The following is a 19813-nucleotide window of genomic DNA, read 5'->3' on the forward strand; positions in this document are numbered from 1 at the left end:
TCCGGCGTGATTGCCGGTGGACGGGGTATCAACATATCTGGCGTTGACTTTTGGCACGCTGTTGAGTTCTCAAGGAACGGACGCTTCCTTCGGTCCCGTATCACCGGGCCCTCCGGGCGCTTCCCTTCGGTGTTCCACCACTCTATCAGGCCGTTTCGGGCTTTCGATCCACCGTCTTTTCCGCAATGGACATGCAGAAACGCGGTCGAAAATCTCGATCAGTTCTGATGGAGTGCCGCCTCCGTCCGTGCCGCGAAGTGATCGCGTTCTGTCGAACCGGGGCAGGTGTCAGACAGTACAGGGCCGTGCCGGAGGGGGCAAATCGAACCCCGGGGGCCGCTGTTCCGGGGGCGGTGTTGCGCGTGCGGAACCCTCACTTCTTATGACTTACGCTCTGATCGGCACGCCGTCCAGGACAGGTAGTGACGGCGGCCTGATACATCTCCACCCCTGGGAGGACTCCCATGACCACCGTGACGTCCCCGCTTGCTGGACGCGCCATCGGACTCGCGGCCGTGCCCGACCCGGTGTTCTCCGGCGCGATGGTGGGTCCCGGTACCGCCATCGACCCGGTACGTGAGCCGTCCGAGGCCGTTTCGCCCGTCGACGGTGTCGTTGTCTCGCTGCACCCGCACGCGTTCGTCGTCGTCGACGGCGAGGGCCACGGCGTACTGACGCACCTCGGTATCGACACCGTGCAGCTGAACGGCGAGGGCTTCGAGCTGCTCGTCAACAAGGGCGACACCGTCACCCGCGGCCAGGCCGTCGTGCGCTGGAACCCCGCCGCCGTCGAAGAGGCCGGCAAGTCGCCGGTCTGCCCGGTCGTCGCGCTGGAGGCCACCGCCGACTCGCTCGGCGACGTGGTCGAGGACGGCGAAGTGAAGGCCGGCGAGCAGCTCTTCAGCTGGCAGTGACCCGCCGCCGTCCTTGACGGCACGTACGACATCCACCGCGGCGGCAGTGAGCCGCCGCACCAACCGGAGACGGGTGAAATGGAGACAACGCTGCGAGGCGTCGGCGTGAGCCACGGTGTGGCGATCGGCGAGGTGCGGCACATGGGCACGGCGGTCCTGGAGCCGCCGGCCAAGCAGATTCCGGCCGAGGAGGCGGAGCGCGAACAGGGGCGTGCCCGCAAGGCCGTGGAGGCTGTGGCTGCCGACCTGATCGCGCGGGGCAACCTGGCGGGCGGCGAGGCCCAGGCCGTGCTGGAGGCCCAGGCCATGATGGCCCAGGACCCCGAGCTGATGGCCGACGTCGAGCGGCGTATCGCCGTGGGCAGCACCGCCGAGCGCGGTGTGTACGACGCGTTCGCCGCCTACCGGGCGCTGCTGGCGGGTGCCGGTGAGTACCTGGCCGGGCGGGTCGCCGACCTGGACGACGTGCGCAACCGCATCGTCGCGCGCCTGCTGGGCGTGCCGATGCCGGGCGTGCCGGACAGCGACGAGCCGTACGTACTGATCGCGCGGGACCTGGCGCCTGCCGACACGGCGCTGCTGGATCCGACGCTGGTGCTCGGATTCGTGACCGAGGAGGGCGGGCCGACCAGCCACAGCGCGATCCTCGCGCGGGCGCTGGGGGTGCCGGCCGTGGTCGCGCTGCCGGGCGCGGGCGAGCTGGTCGAGGGCACCGTCGTCGCCGTCGACGGCAGCACCGGCGAGATCTTCGTGAACCCGAGCGCCGACAAGCGCGCGGAGCTGGAGCGGGCCGCCGAGGCCCGCAAGGCCGCGCTGGCCGCCTCGACCGGTCCGGGCGCCACCTCGGACGGGCACAAGGTGCCGCTGCTGGCGAACGTCGGCGGTCCCTCGGACGTGCCGGCGGCCGTGGAGGCGGGTGCCGAGGGCGTCGGGCTGTTCCGTACGGAGTTCCTCTTCCTGGACGACAGCAAGAAGGCGCCGTCGCAGGAGAAGCAGGCCGAGGCGTACCGCAAGGTGCTGGAGGCCTTCCCCGAGGGCCGGGTCGTGGTGCGCGTCCTGGACGCGGGCGCGGACAAGCCGCTGGACTTCCTGACGCCGGGCGACGAGCCGAACCCGGCACTGGGCGTGCGCGGTCTGCGGACTCTGCTGGACCACCCCGAGGTGCTCCGTACGCAGCTGGCCGCGCTGGCCGAGGCCGCCGCCGGGCTGCCGGTCTACCTTGAGGTCATGGCCCCGATGGTGGCCGACCGGACCGACGCGAAGGCGTTCGCGGACGCGTGCCGCGAGGCCGGGCTGCAGGCGAAGTTCGGCGCGATGGTGGAGATTCCGTCCGCCGCGCTGCGCGCCCGGTCGATCCTTCAGGAGGTCGAGTTCCTGTCGCTGGGGACCAACGACCTGGCGCAGTACACCTTCGCCGCCGACCGTCAGGTCGGTGCCGTCTCGCGGCTCCAGGATCCGTGGCAGCCGGCGCTGCTCGACCTGGTGGCGGTCTCGGCCGAGGCCGCGAAGGCCGAGGGCAAGAGCTGTGGTGTCTGTGGCGAGGCGGCCTCCGATCCGCTGCTGGCGTGTGTGCTGACGGGTCTGGGCGTGACGAGCCTGTCCATGGGCGCGGCGTCGATTCCGTATGTGCGCGCGCAGCTGGCCAAGCACACGCTGGCGCAGTGCGAGCGTGCGGCCGCCGCGGCGCGGGCCGCGGACACCGCCGAGGACGCGCGCGCCGCCGCGCAGGCGGTGCTTTCCGGGGAGTGATCGCCGGACCGCCGTGACACGGTCGAGCTGGTACGGACGGCCGTCCCGCCTTTGTGGCGGGGCGGCCGTCCGGCGTTTTCGGCGTGGTGCCGGGAGCCGTCCGCTCCTCCCCCGCGGCTCCCGTCACCGGTGGCCGTGGTGGTCGTGGCCTTCCGTCGGTGGCGGGTCGGGCAGGGTGAGCCCCGCGTGGTAGTCGACGCCGTGCTCGGGCGGGACCGGTTCGCCCGAGTCTGCGTCGGTGCAGTACGCCGTGAAGACCTCGGCGGCACTGAGCGGGTGCAGCCAGGTGTCGCGCAGGATCCAGCCGCGGACCGCGTCCCGGTCGTCGGTCCCGGTCGTACGCGACACGATGCCGCCGGGGCTGCGCAGGGCGATGCCGACGGCGAGGACCGTGCAGAAGAGCAGCGTCGCGGCCTCGGACAGCTCCGTCCGTCCCTCCTCGTCGGAGGCGACGTGCAGGACGGCGAGGAGCGCGGCGCCGCTCGCGGGGACGCTGCACACCAGGTGGTGGGTGCCGTCGCCGAGCGCGTCCAGCAGTGCGGTGACCGCGCGGGAGGCGCGGGCGAAGGCGGCGCGGGCCAGGTCCTCGCCGCAGTCGGCGCAGGCGCCGGTGCGGGCGAGGAGAGCCGTGGCGCGCTCCCAGGTCGCCTGGCGCTCCGCCTCGTCGATGAGCAGGGGCAGCAGGCGGGACAGGGATTCACCGTGATACGGCAAGGTGGCACCCGTACAGGCCAGTTCGGCCGTGTAGCGGGAGCGGCTGTCGGGGCGGTCGGGGTCCAGGTCGGCGTCCGTGCAGAACGTCTCGTAGGCGACCGGGTCGAAGAGGGTGACGGTGGTGTGGATGCCCTGGGCGGCCAGGGAGCGCAGCAGGGTCTCCATCTGCTGGAGGTAGGCGGTGTGGTCGTCGAACGGGAAGGTGCGGTAGCGGCGCATGGCCGCGAAGTCCTGCGCGTCCGCCAGGACGGCGGCGGTGCTGGGGACTTCGCGGCGCAGCATGCGGCGCGCGGCGGGGCCGCTCGGGTCGGCGGGTGCGGTGTGTCGGGACGGTGGTGCCATGACTCCCCCTCGGTCGGTGCGTGCGGCTCGCTCCACGAGCTGCACTGGTGACTGAGAGTAGTCGGGGGGTCTGACAACGGCCGTCCGGGACGGCCCGCGCGGCTACTTCTCCCGGCCCGCGGGGCCTTCCGCCCGCTCCGCCGCGATCCGCTCGTAGAACCGCAGCAGCTCGATGTCGTCCACCGACCCCGGGTTGACCGCCTTCTCCAGCGGTGTGCCCTGCAGAAGCCGCTTGACCGGGACCTCGATGCGCTTGCCGGTGAGGGTGTGGGGTACGCCGGGTGCCTCGATGATCTCGTCGGGGACGTGCCGCGGGGAGCACTGTTCACGCAGGGTGCGCTTGACGCGGTCGCGCAGCGCGTCGTCCAGGACGGCGCCGGGCGCGAGGTGGACGAAGAGCGGCATCCAGTAGCCGCCGTCGGGCAGTTCGAGGCCGATGACGAGGGATTCGCGGATCTCGGGGAGGCGTTCGACGGCCTCGTAGATGTCGGCGGAGCCCATCCGTACGCCCTGGCGGTTGAGGGTGGAGTCGGAGCGGCCGTGGATGACGACCGAACCGCGCGAGGTGAGGGTGATCCAGTCGCCGTGCCGCCAGACACCGGGGTAGGTGTCGAAGTAACTGTCGTGGTAGCGGGTGCCGTCGGGGTCGTTCCAGAAGCGGACGGGCATGGACGGCATGGGGTTGGTGACGACGAGTTCGCCGACCTCGTCGACGAGCGGCTTGCCGTGCGGGTCCCAGGCCTGGAGGTCGGTGCCGAGGCAGGGGGCCTGGAGTTCGCCGATGTGGACGGGCAGGGTCGGTGCGGCGCCGGCGAAGCAGCTGCACACGTCCGTACCGCCGCTGACGGAGGCGATCCACAGGTCGGCGGCCACCTCGTCGTGCAGCCAGCGGAAGCCGTCGGGCGGCAGGGGGGAGCCCGTCGTGGCGACGCACTTGACGGCGGAGAGGTCGAGGTCGCGGCCGGGGTGCACGCCGGCCTTGCGGCAGGCCATCACGTACGCGGCGGAGGTGCCGAAGAGGGTGGTGCCGGTGCGTTCGGCGATGCGCCACTGGGCAGCGGTGTCCGGGTGGCCGGGGCTGCCGTCGTACAGGACGATCGTGGCGCCCACGAGGAGGCCGGAGACGAGGAAGTTCCACATCATCCAGCCGGTGGAGGTGTACCAGAAGAAGCGGTCCTCGGGGCCGAGGTCGCAGTGCAGGCCGGTCTGCTTGAGGTGTTCCAGGAGGATGCCGCCCTGGGACTGGACGATGGCCTTGGGCAGTCCGGTGGTGCCGGAGGAGTACAGGACCCACAGGGGGTGGTCGAAGGGGACCTGTTCGAAGACCGGCTCGGTGGCGGCGGAGGTCAGTTCGGCCCATTCCAGGGCGCCTTCGGGGGCGGGGGTGCCGAGGAGCGGGATGTGGACGACGGCCCGGAGGGTGGGCAGTTCGCGGCGGAGTTCGGCGACGGTGTCGCGGCGGTCGTGTTCCTTGCCGCCGTAGCGGTAGCCGTCGACCGTGAACAGGACGACCGGCTCGACCTGCTGGAAGCGGTCCAGGACGCTGCGGGCGCCGAAGTCGGGCGCGCAGGAGGTCCACACCGCGCCGACGGCGGCGGTGGCCAGGAGGGCGATGACGGCCTGCGGGACGTTGGGCAGGTAGCCGCTGACGCGGTCGCCGGGCCGTACGCCGAGGCGGCGTAGTTCGGCGGCGAGGGAGCCGACCTGGGCGCGCAGCGCGGACCAGGTGACGGTGGCCGGTTCGTGGGTCTCGTCCACGTACAGCAGGGCGGGCGCGTCCGCGCGGGCCGGGTCCTCGGCGGCGCGCAGGGCGTGTTCCGCGTAGTTGAGGGTGGCGCCGGGGAACCAGCGGGCGCCGGGCATCGCGCGGTCGGCGAGCACCGTCTCGTACGGGGTGGTGAAGCGGACGTCGAACCAGTCGGCGACGGCCTGCCAGAAACGGGACAGTTCGGACACCGACCAGTGGTGCAGCGCGGCGTAGTCCGCGACCGGGTCGCCGGAGGCGCGCGCGGGGGCACCGTGCCGGGTGGCCGCCCAGTCGTGGAAGCGGGTGAGCCGGGCGCCGGCGATGCGGTCCGGGCCGGGCTGCCAGAGGGGTTCCGGCTGCGGGACGGACTGCGGTGCGGTGGTCATGATCGGCTCCCGGCTGTACGCGGCGTTGCGTGGACGCGGTGTGGGCGTGCGGTACGCGGTGTGCGTGGTCCCCGTACGGCCGGAGGATCACCCCGGCGCAGCGCGGGGGCGCGTGCGTGTGACACGGCTGGGCAGGACGATGCCACGTGATCGACTTGTGCGCCAGGGTCGGCCGCACATTCGGGGGCGGCGGCGGGCGGAGCCGGACGCGCCCCGGCGGCCGGCGCGCGCGGCGCGGGCGGCACCGGTGTGCCGTGGGTGGGCTCCCGGTTCTTCCCGGGTGAACGGGAGTTGAACGACGCCCTCACGCCGCACCGGCGATGGCAGGCTGAGCAGCATGGACGGGCATGATCAGGTGCGGTCGGTGCGGTGGGACAGGGTGGCCGGCGCGGTCCGGGCCCTCGGGTCGGTACGGGGACTGCGGACGTGGCGGTGGGCGTGGCGGCGGCGCCGGGCGGACGCGCTGGGGCTGCCGCGCCGCGGCCCGGAGCGGGCGCGGGTGCCGGGCGCGGCGGTGCGCGCGGAGCCGCAGCCGGGCGGCGGGGTGATCCATTTCGCGCGCTCGTCGCTGCGGGTGCGGGTGGCCTCGGGCGGCGCGGTGTTCTGCGGCTGGGACGGCGCGGCGCCGGAGCCGTCGTACGCGCTGGCCGGCGCGTGCCCGGAGCCGGACGCGCGGGCGGTGCTGGAGCCCGATACGGAGGGCGGCTGGCGGGTGGTGGCGGAGCGGGTGACGGTGACGGTGTCGCGGCACGGCGCGGTGGACGTCCGGACGCCGGGCGGTGTGGTGCTGCGGCGCGACCTGCCGCCGCGCTGGTGGGACCGGGTGCCCGGGGAGGAAGGTGACGTACCGGGCGACGGGAGCGGCGTACCGGGCGAGCGGGCCGGGGACTCGCGGTGGGTGCAGCGTTCGGAGGTGGCGGCCGACGCACGGTTCTTCGGGCTGGGCGGCCGGTCGGCCGGACCGCGCCTTCGCGCGGGCACGTACCGGATGTGGAACACCGACCCGGGCGGCGCGTTCGTGCCGGGCGACGATCCGCTGTCCGTCACGATGCCGGTGCAGTTGGTGGTTGCGGACGCCGGTACGCACCTGGTCTTCCACGACAACTCCTGGGACGGCGCGGTGACGCTGCGCGAGGGTGTGGAGGGGGCCGGGTCCGGGCACGACCGGCCGGGCTGTGCCGAGCTGCGGATGGACGGCGGCCCGTTGCGCTACTGGATCCTGGTCGGCACACCGGCCCGTGTCCTGCAGGGCTGGACGGCGCTGACCGGCGCGCCCGCGCTGCCGCCCGCGTGGGCGCTGGGCCCGCAGCACGCCCGGTGGGGTTTCGGCAGCCAGGCGGAGGTGCGGCGGGTGATCAGCGGCTATCAGGAGCGCGGGCTGCCGCTGTCCGCCGTCCACCTGGACATCGACCACTTCGACGGCCACCGCGTCTTCACCGTGGACCGTACGGCGTTCCCCGACCTCCCCGGTCTGGCGCGCGAGCTGCGCGCGGAGGGCGTGCGGCTGGTGTCGATCGTCGATCCGGGGGTGAAGGCGGAGCCCGGCAACGCGGTGTACGAGGGCGGGGCGGCGGCCGACGCGTACGTACGGGACGCGCGGGGCCGGGAGGTGCGCGGGGTGGTGTGGCCGGGCGAGGCGGTGTTCCCCGACTTCACGGACGCGCGGGTGCGCAAGTGGTGGGGCGGTCTGTACGCGGAGCGGGTGGCGCAGGGCTTCTCCGGGATGTGGCACGACATGAACGAGCCGGTGTCCTTCGCGGCGTTCGGCGATCCGTCGCTGCCGCGCTCGGCGCGGCACGCGCTGGAGGGCCGGGGCGGCGACCACCGGGAGGCGCACAACGTCTACGGGCTGGCGATGGCGCGCGCCGGTTATGACGGGCTGCTGGAGCAGCGTCCCGAGGAGCGGCCGTTCCTGTTCTCGCGCTCCGGGTGGGTGGGCATGCAGCGGTACGGGGGCACGTGGTCGGGTGATGTGGCGACCGGCTGGCCGGGGCTGCGGGCGTCGCTGTCGCTGGTGCTGGGGATGGGCCTGTGCGGCGTGCCGTACAGCGGTCCGGATGTCGGCGGGTTCTCCGGGGTGCCGTCGCCGGAGCTGTATCTGCGGTGGTTCCAGATGGCCGCGTACCTGCCGCTGTTCCGTACGCACTCGGCGATGTCCGCGGGGAGACGGGAGCCGTGGGAGTACGGGGCCGAGGTACTGGAGCACGCGCGGGCGGCGCTCCTGGAACGGGCCCGGCTGCTGCCGTACTTCGTGACGCTGGCGCATGTGGCGCGGCTGTCGGGGGCGCCGTACGTCCGTCCGGTGTGGTGGCACGCGCCGCGCGACCGCAAGCTGCGCGACTGCGAGGACGCGTTCCTGCTGGGGGACGCGCTGCTGGTGGCGCCCGTGCTGGGGCCCGGGGTGGCGCGGCGGGCGGTGCGGCTGCCGCGCGGCCGCTGGTACGACACGGCGAGCGGGCGCGCGTACGACGGGCCGGGGCAGGTGCTGGTGGACGCCCCGCTGTCGCGGATCCCGGTGCTGGCGCGCGCCGGTGCGGTCCTGCCGGTGGCGGGCGCGGACGGTGCCACGGAGCTGGAGGTGTGGGCGCCGAAGCCCGGCCGGAACGGCGGCGGCCTGGTCGTACCGGACGCCGGTGACGGCTGGCAGCGGCCGGAGGTCGAGCGCTTCGAGACGCGGCTGGAGGACGGGCGGGTGGTGGTCGAGCGGCAGGGCGGCGGTGAGGTGGGTTATCGCGTACGGGTACGCGGGACGGCCGACGGCACCGCATAGGCGGCTGCTCATCCATTGATTGACCATTGGTTGACCCTTGGTTGACCCGTCCGCGGTTACGTAGATTGGTGCGTTCGCATAGCGGAACCGGCGTACGGCGGGAAGGACGGGACGATGGCCGACGGCGACGGCGAGGGCCGGGGAATTCTGGCGATCGCGGACCTGGTGACGCCGATGGCGGTGCGGGTCGCGGCGACGCTGCGGGTGGCCGATCACCTGGCGGACGGTGCACGGACCGCGCGGGAACTGGCCGTGGCCACCGGGGCCGACGCCGAAGTGCTGGAGCGGATCCTGCGGCACCTGGTGACGGTCGAGGTGTTCAGCCGGGACACCCAGGGGCGGTACGGGCTGCTGCCGCGCGGCGAGGAACTGCGCGACGGCCACCCGTCCGGCGCGCGGCGCCTGCTCGACGCGAAGAGCGCCATCGGCCGCGCGGATCTCGCGTTCGTGGCGCTGCTGCATTCCGTACGGACGGGAAAGGCGGCCTTCCCGCAGCAGTACGGCCGCTCCTTCTGGGAGGACCTGCGAGCGGCCCCGGAGCGGAGCGCCGACTACGACGCGCAGATGGGCGTCGACGTGACGGCGTGGGCCAAGGCCGTCGTGCCGGCCTACGACTGGGGCGCGCTGGGGCGGATCGTCGATGTCGGCGGTGGCAACGGCACGCTGCTGACGGCGCTGCTCACCGCGTATCCCGGGATGCGGGGCACCGTGTTCGACCAGCCGGAGACCGTACGGGCAGCCCGCGCCACGCTGGCGGCGGCCGGGCTGGCGGACCGCGGGGACACCATGGCGGGCGACTTCTTCGAGGCGCTGCCCTCCGGCGCGGACGGCTACGTGCTGTCCGCGGTCCTGCACGACTGGGACGACGACGCGGCGCGCACGATCCTGCGCCGGTGCGCCGAAGCGGCGGGGACGCGGGGCCGAGTACTGGTGGTGGAACGGGTCGGCGCGGACGGCGAGTCGGTGCACACGGGCATGGACCTGCGGATGCTCGTCTACTTCGGCGCGCGGGAGCGCGGGGTCGCGGAGCTGACGGAGCTGGCCGCCGGGGCCGGGCTGCGGGTGGCCGGGGTGCATCAGGCGGGTGATCTGGCGGTGGTGGAGATGGTGGCCGCGTAGCGGTCGCTACATGACGGCCACTCCTTGACGGCCACTCCTTGACGATCGCTCGCTGACGGTCGCAGCCCGAACGGGCCGTCCGGCCGGGTCCCTTACGCGCCGCGCGGTGCCGGTGGTAGACGGGTGGCATGCCGAGACTCGTTGCCGCGCTGCGCGGCCTCGCCGTGACCGCAGCCGCCGTCGCCCTGACCACCGCCGCCGTTCCGGAGGCCGCCGGCACCGTGCCGAAGGCCGATGCCGCCGTGCGCGGCGATACGCAGACGGCGCCGCCGGAGTTCGTGGCACTGCGCGACGTCGACCCGACGATCCGCCAGGAAATGCGCTACTTCACGCCGCACAACTTCATGGGGGTACGGGTGACCGGCTACCGCCAGCCCCTGTGCATCCTGACCCGGGACGCCGCCCGCGCTCTCCACCGGGCCCAGGTCTCCTTCCTCCGCCGCGGCTACACGCTCAAGGTGTACGACTGCTACCGGCCGCAGCGCGCCGTGAACCACTTCGTGGACTGGGCGAAGGACCTGAAGGACCAGCGGATGAAGGGCGAGTTCTATCCCCGGATCGACAAGTCGACCCTCTTCCGGGACGGCTACATCGCCGAGAAGTCCGGACACAGCCGCGGCAGCACCGTCGATTTGACGCTGGTCCGGCTGCCGGGCCCACCCACCCGCCCGTACATCCCGGGCGAGCCCCTGCGGAAGTGCTACGCGCCTAAGGCGGAACGCTTCCCCGACAACTCGCTCGACATGGGAACCGGCTTCGACTGCTTCGACACTCTGGCGCACACCCTCGACCCCCGGGTGCAGGGCCGACAGCTCGCGAACCGGTTGCTGTTGAAGCAGGGTCTGGAGCGCGCAGGCTTCGTCAACTACGACAAGGAGTGGTGGCACTACACGTTCACGCCGGAGACGTTTCCGGAGACGTATTTCGACTTTCCGGTGTCCCGGCGAGCGCTGGACGGAGGGCACTGAGCGGTAGGCCGCACGCAGAGCGGAGCCGGGGCGCGGAACCACCCCCGTGGATCCCGCGCCCCGGCCCCGCATGAGTGGACGCCGTGCGGGCTGCTCCGGTTCAGCCGGAATCGGGGGGAAAGGCATGATCCTTTCCCTTTGACGGGGGCGGGCGGGGTTCCTTGGGGCCGGTGGGGCGTGGCACGCTCCTGACGGGGCGTCAGTTCGGTCCTTGCGCCCGCTTGTTGCCGGGAGGTGCTCGTGGCACGTACACGCAAGCCGGTGGTACCGGGGTGGTTCACCGGAGACGGAGACGGAAGCGAAGGCACGGAAGACTTTCGGCTGCTGGGGACCCGGTGTGGTGCTTGTGGGGCGGTCTTCTTCCCGCGGGTGGATTCCTTCTGCCGTAATCCGGGCTGTGCCGGTACGGAGCCGGCAGAGGTGCCGCTGTCGCGGCGCGGCACGGTGTGGTCGTACACGGACGGGAGGTACCGGCCGCCGCCGCCCTACGTCTCGGACCCGGAGGTGCCGTGGCAGCCGTACACCCTGGTGGCGGTGGAGCTGGCGGCGGAGCGGATGGTCGTGCTGGGGCAGGCGGCGCCGGGGGTGACGGTCGCGGATCTGCGGGTGGGGATGCTGGTCGAGGTGGTTCCCGGGGTGCTCGGGGAGGATGCGGAGACGGTGTGGACCACGTGGTGGTGGCGGCCGGTGCCGCATGACGGCAGGGGGCAGGCGTGACCGGTGATGTCGCGGTGCTCGGGGTGGGGCTGCACGCCTGGGGCAAGTGGGGCCGCAGCTTCGTCGAGTACGGGACGGTGGCGGCGCGGGCGGCGCTCGCCGACGCGGGCCTGGAGTGGGGTGAGGTGCGGTCGGTTGTCGGCGCCGATACCGTGCGCGGCGGCTATCCCGGCTACGTGGCGGGCGCGACGTTCGCGCGGGCGCTGGGCTGGCAGGGGGCTCGGGTGACGAGTGTTTACGCGGCCTGCGCGTCCGGGGCGCAGGCCATCGCCGCGGCGCGGGCGCAGATCCTCGCGGGCCTTGCGGACGTGGTGCTGGTGGTGGGCGCGGACGCGGCACCCAAGGGCTTCTTCGCGCCGGCGGGCGGCGACCGGCCCGACGACCCGGACTGGCTGCGCTTCCGGCTGCTGGGCGCCACCAATCCCGCGTATTTCGGGCTGTACGCGCGGCGCCGGATGGCTCTGTACGGGGACACAACGGACGACTTCGCCCAGGTCAAGGTGAAGAACGCGGCGGCGGGGGCGGCCAATCCGTATGCGCGCTACCGCAAGCCGGTGACGGCGGCGGAGGTCGCCGCGTCACCCGTGGTCGCCGACCCGCTGCGGCTGCTGGACATCTGCGCCACGTCGGACGGCGGGGCGGCGCTGGTGCTGTGCGGCCTGGAGTACGCGCGTCGTCGCGGCGTGGCCGATCCCGTACGTATCCGGGCGGTTTCCACCGTGACGCCGCGCTATCCCCGTACGGATCTGGATCTGCCGGACATCGCGACCGATTCGGCCGCCGCCGTCCCGGAGCCGCCGGTCGCCTTCCGGCCCTCCATCGCCCGCGCCGCCTATGAGGAGGCGGGGCTCGGGCCGGACGATCTGTCACTGGCGGAGGTGTACGACCTGTCCACCGCGCTGGAGCTCCAGTGGTACGAGGATCTGGGGCTGTGTGCCGAGGGCGAGGGGGCGAAGTTGCTGCGGGACGGGACCACGGCGCTCGGCGGGCGGCTGCCGGTGAATCCGAGCGGCGGGCTGGCGTCCTTCGGGGAGGCGGTGCCCGCGCAGGCGATCGCGCAGGTCTGCGAGCTGGCCCGGCAGCTGCGCGGGCAGGCCGGGGCGCGGCAGGTGCCGGGGGCGCGGACGGGGATCGCGGTGAATCAGGGGCTGTTCGGGCATGGCTCGGCGGTGATCGCGGTGCGGTGAGGACGGCCCCCGCGACGCGCGGGCGCGGGCGGCCGTTCGAGCGCGCCGGAAGCGTGCGTGAACAGTGCGTGAATCGCGCTCCGCCGGTGTTTCCGGTGGGCATGCTGCTGCCGTGCCTGCCTGGACGGACCAGCTCCGATTCGCCTTCCAGCCCGTCGTGAACCTGGCGACCGGTTCGGTCGCCGCCCTGGAGATACTCGCCCGCCCCGAGCGCGGCGACGTGCTGACGGCGGCCCGCCGGTCCGCCGACGTGGACGCCGAACTGGCCGGGCTCGGCGTGCGGGCGGCCGCACAGCAGGAGACGCTGCTGCCGCTGCACGTCAACGTGTTCGCGGCGACGCTCGCCGAGCAGCCGGGGCTGACCGCGCTGCGCAAGGCCGTACAGGACGTGGGCCGCCGCCCGTGGGAGATCACGGTGGACGTCGGCGGGCCGTTCACCCACGTACCGCGGCGGGCGCTGCTGGACGCGGTGGCGGGGCTGCGGCAGGACGGCTACCGCATCTGCGCGGACGGGGTCGGCGACGGTGATCTGCCACTGCGGCTGCTCGGGGACCTCGGCCCCGACCTGGTGAAGCTGGACGCCTCGCTGTGCGCGGAGCCGGACGGCGACCGAGGCGGGCGGGCCGCCGTGGCGGCGATGCGGCAGCTGTGCGAGGTGCTGGGGAGCCTGCTGGCGGTGGAGGGGGTGGAGACGGAGCGCCAGTACGCGGCGGTGCGGGCGGCGGGCGCGCAGCTCGCGCAGGGGTTCCTGTTCGCGCCGCCCGCGCGGCGTCCGGCGGCCGATGTCTTCCTGCCGGAGCCGTCCGACGGGTACGGGCCCGTGGCGAGTGGTTACGCGGGCGGCGCCGGGGCGCTCCAGCCGCCGGCCGGGCCACCGGTCACGCAGTTCCTGCAGCCCGCCGCGCTGCTGCCGATGTCCGCCTCGGCGGGCGCGGTGCGCAGCCATCTGACGGGTTTCCCGGGGGTTTCCGGTGTGCTGCTGGTGGACCCGGACGGCGTTCCCGTACGGGCCATCGACCGCGACCGGTTCCTGCTGTCGCTGTCCGGCCGCTACGGGCACGCGCTGTACGCCGACCGCCCGGCGCTGCGGCTGGCGGACCGGCCGCGGACGGTGGGCGCCGACGCCACCGCCTGGGAGGTGCTGGACGTGGTGACGGACGGCGACCGGGACCGGACCGGGGACGATGTGGCTGTGGTGGACGAGCAGGGCCGGTGCGTGGGGGTGGTGCACCTGGCCGACATCCTGCGGGCGCTGGCCGAGAGCCGGGTGGAGGAGGCGGCGCGGCTCAATCCGCTGACCCGGCTGCCCGGTTCGGACGCGGTGAACGCGGAGGTGGACCGGCGGGTCGCGGGCGGCCGGGCGTTCGCCTTGAGCTGGCTGGACGTGGACGGGTTCAAGCAGGTCAACGACGGGGCCGGGTTCGCGGCCGGGGACGCGCTGATCCGCGCCGTGGGCCAGGCGCTGGCGCGTACGGCGGCGGAGCTGCCCTCGGCGCGGGTGGGGCACATCGGCGGTGACGACTTCCTGGTGCTGGCCGGTCCCGAGGAGCTGGAGCCGTTCGCGGCGGCGGTGCTGGACGTGCCGTGGTCGGCGGGCGGGCTGCCGGTGACGCTGTCGCTGGCGACGGTGGTGTGCGCGCCGGGCAGTGTGAGCGGCCACGGGCCGGCCGCGGCGGCCCTGGCGCCGCTGAAGAAGGCGGCCAAGTCGCTGACGGGGGGCGAGCAGTTGGGTTCTGGGGCGGCCCGGCACACCGGGGTACGAGGTGCGCCGGGGACGGCGGCGCGGCGACTGACGTCCTCCGCTCCCGGCCACCTTGACGCCCCGTCACCTGCGGTGAACACTTCCGGGTGTCCGCCGGAACACCGCCGCAGCCGGGCTCCCCGGCCGCGTGGCAGCGCTCCGCGCTGCCCGACTCCCCATGGGCGGCTCCGGCGCACCGGCACGCTCGACGCGGACGCCGCGCGGGGCACGGCGGCCGAGCGCCCGCCGGCTCCCCGTGGCACGGGAAGTACGCACCCTGCACGGAGGACCGGGGGCCGCGCCCCCGGGCCGGGGACAAGGAGCCAGCCATGTATTCCAACGGGGACATCTTCGTCGGCGAGGTCATCGGGACGGCCCTGCTGATCCTCTTCGGCGCCGGCGTGTGCGCCGCCGTCACCCTGCACCACTCCAAGGCGCGGGCGGCGGGCTGGGTGGTCATCGCGTTCGGGTGGGGCTTCGGCGTGCTCGCCGGGGCCTACACGGCGGCGCCGCTGTCCGGCGGGCACCTGAACCCGGCGGTGACGCTGGGCTCGGCGGTCGCGGGCGGTACGGACTGGTCGAAGGTGCCGCTGTACATGGCGGCGCAGATGGTGGGCGCGCTGCTCGGCGCCGTACTCGCGTGGGCGCTGTACTACGCGCAGTTCGCGGCCAACGCGGAGGCGGACAAGGCGCAGCCCACGCTGGGGATCTTCTCGACCGCTCCGGAGGTCCGCAACCCGGCCGCCAACCTGGTCACCGAGACCATCGCCACCATGGGGCTGGTGCTGCCGCTGCTGTTCTTCGGCCAGAACCAGGGCATCGGGATCGGGCAGGTGCCGGGCGCGGACGTGGGCGTCTACGGGTCCGGCATCAACGTCCTGCTCGTCGCACTGCTGGTGGTGGGCATCGGCCTGTCGCTGGGCGGGCCCACCGGCTACGCCATCAACCCGGCCCGCGACCTGGGGCCGCGCATCGCCCACGCACTGCTACCCATCCCCAACAAGGGCACCTCCGACTGGTCCTACGCCTGGATTCCGGTGGCCGGCCCGCTGCTCGGCGCGGTGCTCTCCGGCCTGGTGTTCAACGCGGTCTTCTGACCGGCCACGGCAGGCGGCCCGGACCGGCAACGAGGAGTCAGGAAGTCAGGAGAGGCACATGACGGACGGCACCGCGCAGAAGTACGTCGCCGCGATCGACCAGGGCACGACCTCCAGCCGCTGCATCATCTTCAACCAGGACGGCGCGATCGTCGCCGTCGACCAGCGCGAGCACCGGCAGATCTTTCCCAAGCCCGGGTGGGTGGAGCACGACGCCGAGGAGATCTGGGCGAAGGTGCAGGCGGTGGTGGCGGGCGCGCTCGCCAAGGCGGGGCTGCGCGCCGACCAGCTCGCCGCGCTCGGCATCACCAACCAGCGTGAGACGACGGTGCTGTGGGACCGTGCCACCGGCAGGCCGGTGCACAACGCCATCGTCTGGCAGGACACCCGTACCGCGCGGCTCTGCCACGAGCTGGGCGGCACGGACGGCCAGGACCGCTTCCGCGCGGCCACCGGGCTGCCGCTGGCCAGCTACTTCTCCGGGCCCAAGGCGGCCTGGCTGCTGGACAGCGTGCCGGGGCTGCGGGCACGGGCCGAGGCCGGGGAGATCGCCTTCGGGACGATCGACTCGTGGCTGATCTGGAAGCTGACGGGCGGTACGGACGGCGGGGTGCACGTCACCGACGTGACCAACGCCGGGCGCACGATGCTGATGAACCTGCACACGCTCCAGTGGGACACCTCGATCCTGTCCGCGATGCGGGTGCCGGAGGCGGTCCTGCCGGAGATCCGGTCCTCGGCGGAGGTGTACGGGACGGCGGTGGGCCAGCTGAACGGGGTGCCGGTGGCCGCGGCGCTGGGCGACCAGCAGGCGGCGGTGTTCGGGCAGACCTGTTACCGGGTCGGCGAGGCCAAGAACACGTACGGCACCGGATCGTTCCTGCTGCTGAACACCGGGCAGCGGCCGGTGCCCTCCAAGAGCGGGCTGCTGACGACGCTGGGCTACCAGCTCGGCGGGGAGGCCCCGGTCTACTGCCTGGAGGGCTCGATCGCCATCACCGGGGCGCTGGTGCAGTGGTTCCGGGACCAGCTGGGCATCATCGGTTCGGCGGACGAGATCGAGGACCTGGCGGCGCAGGTCCCCGACAACGGCGGCGCGTACATCGTCCCGGCGTTCTCCGGCCTGTTCGCGCCGTACTGGCGCTCCGACGCGCGCGGCGTGATCACCGGCCTGACCGGCTACGTCACCAAGGCCCACCTGGCGCGCGCGGTACTGGAGGCCACCAGCTGGCAGACGCGCGAGGTGGTGGACGCCATGTACCAGGACTCCGGTGTGCAGATCACCGCGCTGAAGGTGGACGGCGGCATGACCGTCAACAACCTGCTGATGCAGCACCAGGCGGACGTGCTGGGCGTGCCGGTGATCCGGCCGGTGGTCTCGGAGACGACCTGCCTGGGCGCGGCGTACGCGGCGGGCCTGGCCACCGGCGTGTGGCAGGACCTGGACGAGCTGACGGCCCACTGGAAGCGCGACACGGAGTGGACGCCGCGGATGGACGGCCCGACGCGGGAGCGCGAGTACGGCAACTGGCGCAAGGCGGTGGAGCGGAGCTTCGGGTGGCACGAGGGGGGAGCCGGGAACGAGTAGCGGTCCTGTCCCCCGGCGGTGGGTGCCCGGCAGCGGCTGCCGGGCACCCACCGGTCAGTAGGCGCGCGCCACGACGGCGACGTTGCCCGGCTGGTCGTCGCTCTCGGGGACCGAGCCGTCCGCGGCGACCAGGCACCGTACGGACACGCCCCGCTCGGCCAGCTTCGCTTCGCCTTCCGGGCCCAGTGCGGACCAGGGAATGCGCGCCCAGCCGGTGCGTGCCGCCTCCACGGCCTCCTCGACCGTGGCCACCTCGGCGGTGCGTTCCTCGCGGCGCGCGCGGGACTGCTTGAGCAGCAGCGCCTGCTCGGCCTCAAGCACCTCGGGCAGGAGCACGGGCAGCGCCTCGATCGCGGTCGGCTCCTTGCTTCCCCCGGCGCGGCGGACCAGTACGGCGGTGCCGTTCTCCAGGTCGCGCGGTCCGACCTCGATCCGTACAGGCACGCCTTTGAGTTCCCAGTTGACCGCGCGGCGGCCGAACGGCGTGTCGGTGCGGTCGTCGACGTGGACGCGGACCCCCGCGGCCTTCAGCCGCTCGCCGATCCGGCGCACCTCGGCCAGGACCTGTTCGTCGTCCCTGATGGCGACGACCACCGCCTGCACCGCGGCCAGGCGCGGCGGGACGCGCAGGCCGTCGTCGTCCCCGTGCGCCATCACCAGCGCGCCGACCATCCGTGTCGTGGAGCCCCAGGAGGTCTGCCAGACGTACTCCTGCCGCCCCTCACGCGTGAGGAACCGCGTGCCGAAGGCCTTGGCGAAGTTCTGGCCGAGTTCGTGGCTGGTGGCGAGCTGGAGGGCTTTTCCGTCACCCATCATGCCTTCCAGGGTGAGCGTGTTGACCGCGCCGGCGAAGCGCTCCCGGGCCGTCTTGCGTCCCGGTACGGCGTCCATGGCCAGGACGTTCTCCATGAAGTCGGCATACACGTTCCGGTGGATGTGCGCGGCGTAGTCCCGGGCGTCCTCATAGGTGGCGTGCGCGGTGTGGCCCTCCTGCCACAGGAACTCCGTCGTGCGCAGGAACACCCGGGGCCGCAGTTCCCAGCGCACCACGTTCGCCCACTGGTTGATCAGCAGGGGCAGGTCGCGGTGGCTCTGCACCCATCGGGAGAAGGAGTCGTTGACGATCGTCTCGGAGGTGGGCCGCACGACGACGGGCTCCTCCAGCTCCTTGCCGCCGGCGTGGGTGACGACGGCCAGCTCGGGCGCGAAGCCCTCGACGTGTTCGGCCTCCTTCGTCAGGTAGGACTGCGGGATGAGAAGCGGGAAGTACGCGTTCCGGGCGCCCGCTTCCTTGATCCGGGCGTCCATCTCCTGCTGCATCCGCTCCCACAGGCCGTAGCCGTACGGTCGGACGACCATGGTGCCGCGCACCGGGCCGTTGTCGGCCAGCTCCGCCTTGGTGATCAGCTCCTGGTACCAGCGGGGGAAGTCGTCCGCCCGGGGCGTGAGAACGGGTGCTTTCGCCATGGCGCGCAGGGTAGGGCGCGGGACGGTTCGGCTGCGACCGGATTACGTCCGGCCGGGAGTCCCCGGATCACCGGGCGGCGGGCCACGCAGGCGTACGGCCCGCGACCCCGGGCGGCGGGGTCACGGGCCGTGCCCGCGTGCGGCGGCCGCGCTACGGAAGGGCCGGCTCGCGTTGGCGGGTGGTGAGGTGCATCGCGTGTTCCACCACGGCGATCAGTACGTCGCGGACGGAGTCCTTCGCCCGGGCGTCGCAGAGCATCACCGGTACCTCGGCGTCCAGGTCGAGCGCTTCGCGCACCGTTTCCGCGGGGTAGCGTTCGGCGCCGTCGAAGCAGTTGACGGCGACCATGAACGCGATGCCGCGGCGTTCGAAGTAGTCGATGGCGGCGAAGGAGTCGGCCAGGCGGCGGGTGTCGGCCAGCACGACCGCGCCGAGCGCGCCGCGGGCCAGCTCGTCCCACAGGAACCAGAAGCGGTCCTGGCCCGGCGTGCCGAACAGGTAGAGCACCAGGTCCTCGCGGAGCGTGATGCGTCCGAAGTCCATGGCGACGGTGGTGGTCCGCTTGCCCTCCACGCCCACCAGGTCGTCGACCGGGCGGCCCGCCTCGGTCAGCCGTTCCTCGGTGCGCAGCGGCTTGATCTCACTGACCGCGCCCACCGCGGTCGTCTTGCCCACCCCGAAGCCGCCCGCCACCAGGATCTTGAGGGTGACGGGGTCGGGGGCGTCGTGCTTGCGGCGTCGTTCAGAGCGCCCGAAGACCATGGCCGTCTTCTCCCGGTTCGCCGCTGGTGCTGATCTGTCGCATTGTTCGGTCCTTGCCGTTCGTGGGTCCGTGCGGCCCGCCCGTGGCCGGGCCGGCGGCGCGTCCGCCGCCGGGTGCCGTCACAGCGCCCGCAGTCCGTCGATCACCTCGCGCAGGATCTTCTCGTCGGGCAGCTCGGCCGGTGGCACGGGCCGGCTCACATGGACCAGCTCCGCGTCCAGCAGATCGCCGATGAGCACCCGTACGACGCCGAGCGGCAGGTCGAGTTCGGCGGCCAGCTCCGCGACGGACAGCGGCGCGTCGCGGCACAGGCCGACGATGTCCACGTGCTCCGGCGACAGGGTCTGGTCGTCGAGGGGCTCCTCCTGCCGGTCCTCGGCGATCACCAGCGCGATCAGGTCGAGCCGCTCCTCGGCCTCGGTGCTGGTCCGCCCGCGGGTCATCGCGTAGGGGCGCACCACCGGGCCCGCGTCGTCGTCGTACCAACTGGTGTCCGGCCGCCCGGTCCGGGCCGGGCCGTCCGTGGTCATGGCGTCACCGTGC

Annotated in this window: 14 protein-coding genes and 1 pseudogene; 10 read left to right on the plus strand and 5 right to left on the minus strand. The window is 73.3% G+C overall.

What is annotated here, in order from left to right; translation table 11 throughout:
- Positions 1 to 464: 464 nt before the first annotated feature.
- Together IH45_RS0123080 and ptsP are read left to right on the plus strand one after the other, a co-directional pair.
- The gene (locus IH45_RS0123080) at positions 465 to 914 is read left to right on the plus strand and encodes a PTS sugar transporter subunit IIA (protein WP_030671567.1); all 450 of its coding nucleotides are present in this window, start codon (positions 465 to 467) and stop codon (positions 912 to 914) included.
- A 78-nt stretch (positions 915 to 992) separates the two neighbouring features.
- Positions 993 to 2663 carry a phosphoenolpyruvate--protein phosphotransferase gene (ptsP, locus tag IH45_RS0123085; RefSeq protein ID WP_030671570.1) on the plus strand — a complete coding sequence of 557 codons (1671 nt, stop codon included), beginning with the start codon at positions 993 to 995 and terminating at the stop codon, positions 2661 to 2663.
- Between the two features lie 123 nt (positions 2664 to 2786).
- Here ptsP and IH45_RS0123090 read toward each other — a convergent pair whose 3' ends face one another.
- Positions 2787 to 3719: a hypothetical protein gene (locus IH45_RS0123090; protein ID WP_030671572.1), complete on the minus strand. Its 933-nt coding sequence runs from the start codon at positions 3717 to 3719 to the stop codon at positions 2787 to 2789.
- A 102-nt stretch (positions 3720 to 3821) separates the two neighbouring features.
- The gene (locus IH45_RS0123095) at positions 3822 to 5852 is read right to left on the minus strand and encodes an acetoacetate--CoA ligase (RefSeq protein WP_030671574.1); all 2031 of its coding nucleotides are present in this window, start codon (positions 5850 to 5852) and stop codon (positions 3822 to 3824) included.
- A gap of 337 nt (positions 5853 to 6189) precedes the next feature.
- Here IH45_RS0123095 and IH45_RS0123100 point away from each other — a divergent pair, with 337 nt between their 5' ends.
- From IH45_RS0123100 to glpK, 8 genes and pseudogenes are all read left to right on the plus strand, one after another.
- Positions 6190 to 8622 (plus strand): glycoside hydrolase family 31 protein, encoded by a 2433-nt coding sequence (locus tag IH45_RS0123100; protein WP_030671575.1) that lies wholly within the window; start codon positions 6190 to 6192, stop codon positions 8620 to 8622.
- 114 nt (positions 8623 to 8736) lie between these two features.
- The gene (locus tag IH45_RS0123105; protein ID WP_030671577.1) at positions 8737 to 9741 is read left to right on the plus strand and encodes a methyltransferase; all 1005 of its coding nucleotides are present in this window, start codon (positions 8737 to 8739) and stop codon (positions 9739 to 9741) included.
- A 128-nt stretch (positions 9742 to 9869) separates the two neighbouring features.
- Complete coding sequence (locus IH45_RS0123110; protein ID WP_030671579.1) at positions 9870 to 10709, plus strand: M15 family metallopeptidase; 840 nt, start codon at positions 9870 to 9872, stop codon at positions 10707 to 10709.
- A 261-nt stretch (positions 10710 to 10970) separates the two neighbouring features.
- Complete coding sequence (locus IH45_RS0123115) at positions 10971 to 11426, plus strand: Zn-ribbon domain-containing OB-fold protein (protein ID WP_030671580.1); 456 nt, start codon at positions 10971 to 10973, stop codon at positions 11424 to 11426.
- Entirely contained in the window at positions 11423 to 12613 is a 1191-nt protein-coding gene (locus IH45_RS0123120) for a lipid-transfer protein (protein WP_030671583.1), read from the plus strand. The genes IH45_RS0123115 and IH45_RS0123120 overlap by 4 nt, the downstream gene beginning before the upstream one ends.
- Before the next feature lie 112 nt (positions 12614 to 12725).
- Positions 12726 to 14406: pseudogene (locus tag IH45_RS01000000143995) on the plus strand (EAL domain-containing protein).
- A 277-nt stretch (positions 14407 to 14683) separates the two neighbouring features.
- Positions 14684 to 15451 carry an MIP/aquaporin family protein gene (locus IH45_RS0123130; protein ID WP_030671586.1) on the plus strand — a complete coding sequence of 256 codons (768 nt, stop codon included), beginning with the start codon at positions 14684 to 14686 and terminating at the stop codon, positions 15449 to 15451.
- Positions 15452 to 15509: 58 nt separating this feature from the next.
- Positions 15510 to 17039, plus strand: coding sequence for a glycerol kinase GlpK (glpK, locus tag IH45_RS0123135; protein WP_030671589.1), 1530 nt, complete (start codon positions 15510 to 15512; stop codon positions 17037 to 17039).
- A gap of 54 nt (positions 17040 to 17093) precedes the next feature.
- Here the strand turns inward: glpK and proS are convergent, their stop codons facing one another.
- The 3 genes from proS to IH45_RS0123150 form a co-directional block, all read right to left on the minus strand.
- Positions 17094 to 18506, minus strand: a complete 1413-nt coding sequence (gene proS / locus IH45_RS0123140; RefSeq protein ID WP_030671593.1) for a proline--tRNA ligase — start codon at positions 18504 to 18506, stop codon at positions 17094 to 17096.
- Between the two features lie 151 nt (positions 18507 to 18657).
- The gene (locus IH45_RS0123145; RefSeq protein WP_030671595.1) at positions 18658 to 19269 is read right to left on the minus strand and encodes a GTP-binding protein; all 612 of its coding nucleotides are present in this window, start codon (positions 19267 to 19269) and stop codon (positions 18658 to 18660) included.
- Positions 19270 to 19389: 120 nt separating this feature from the next.
- A complete protein-coding gene (locus IH45_RS0123150) occupies positions 19390 to 19800 on the minus strand; it encodes a DUF742 domain-containing protein (protein WP_003986093.1) in 411 nt (136 codons plus the stop codon).
- Positions 19801 to 19813 lie beyond the last annotated feature (13 nt).

The sequence above is a fragment of the Streptomyces rimosus subsp. rimosus genome, assembly GCF_000720725.1.
Taxonomy (GTDB): Bacteria; Actinomycetota; Actinomycetes; order Streptomycetales; family Streptomycetaceae; genus Streptomyces; species Streptomyces rimosus_A.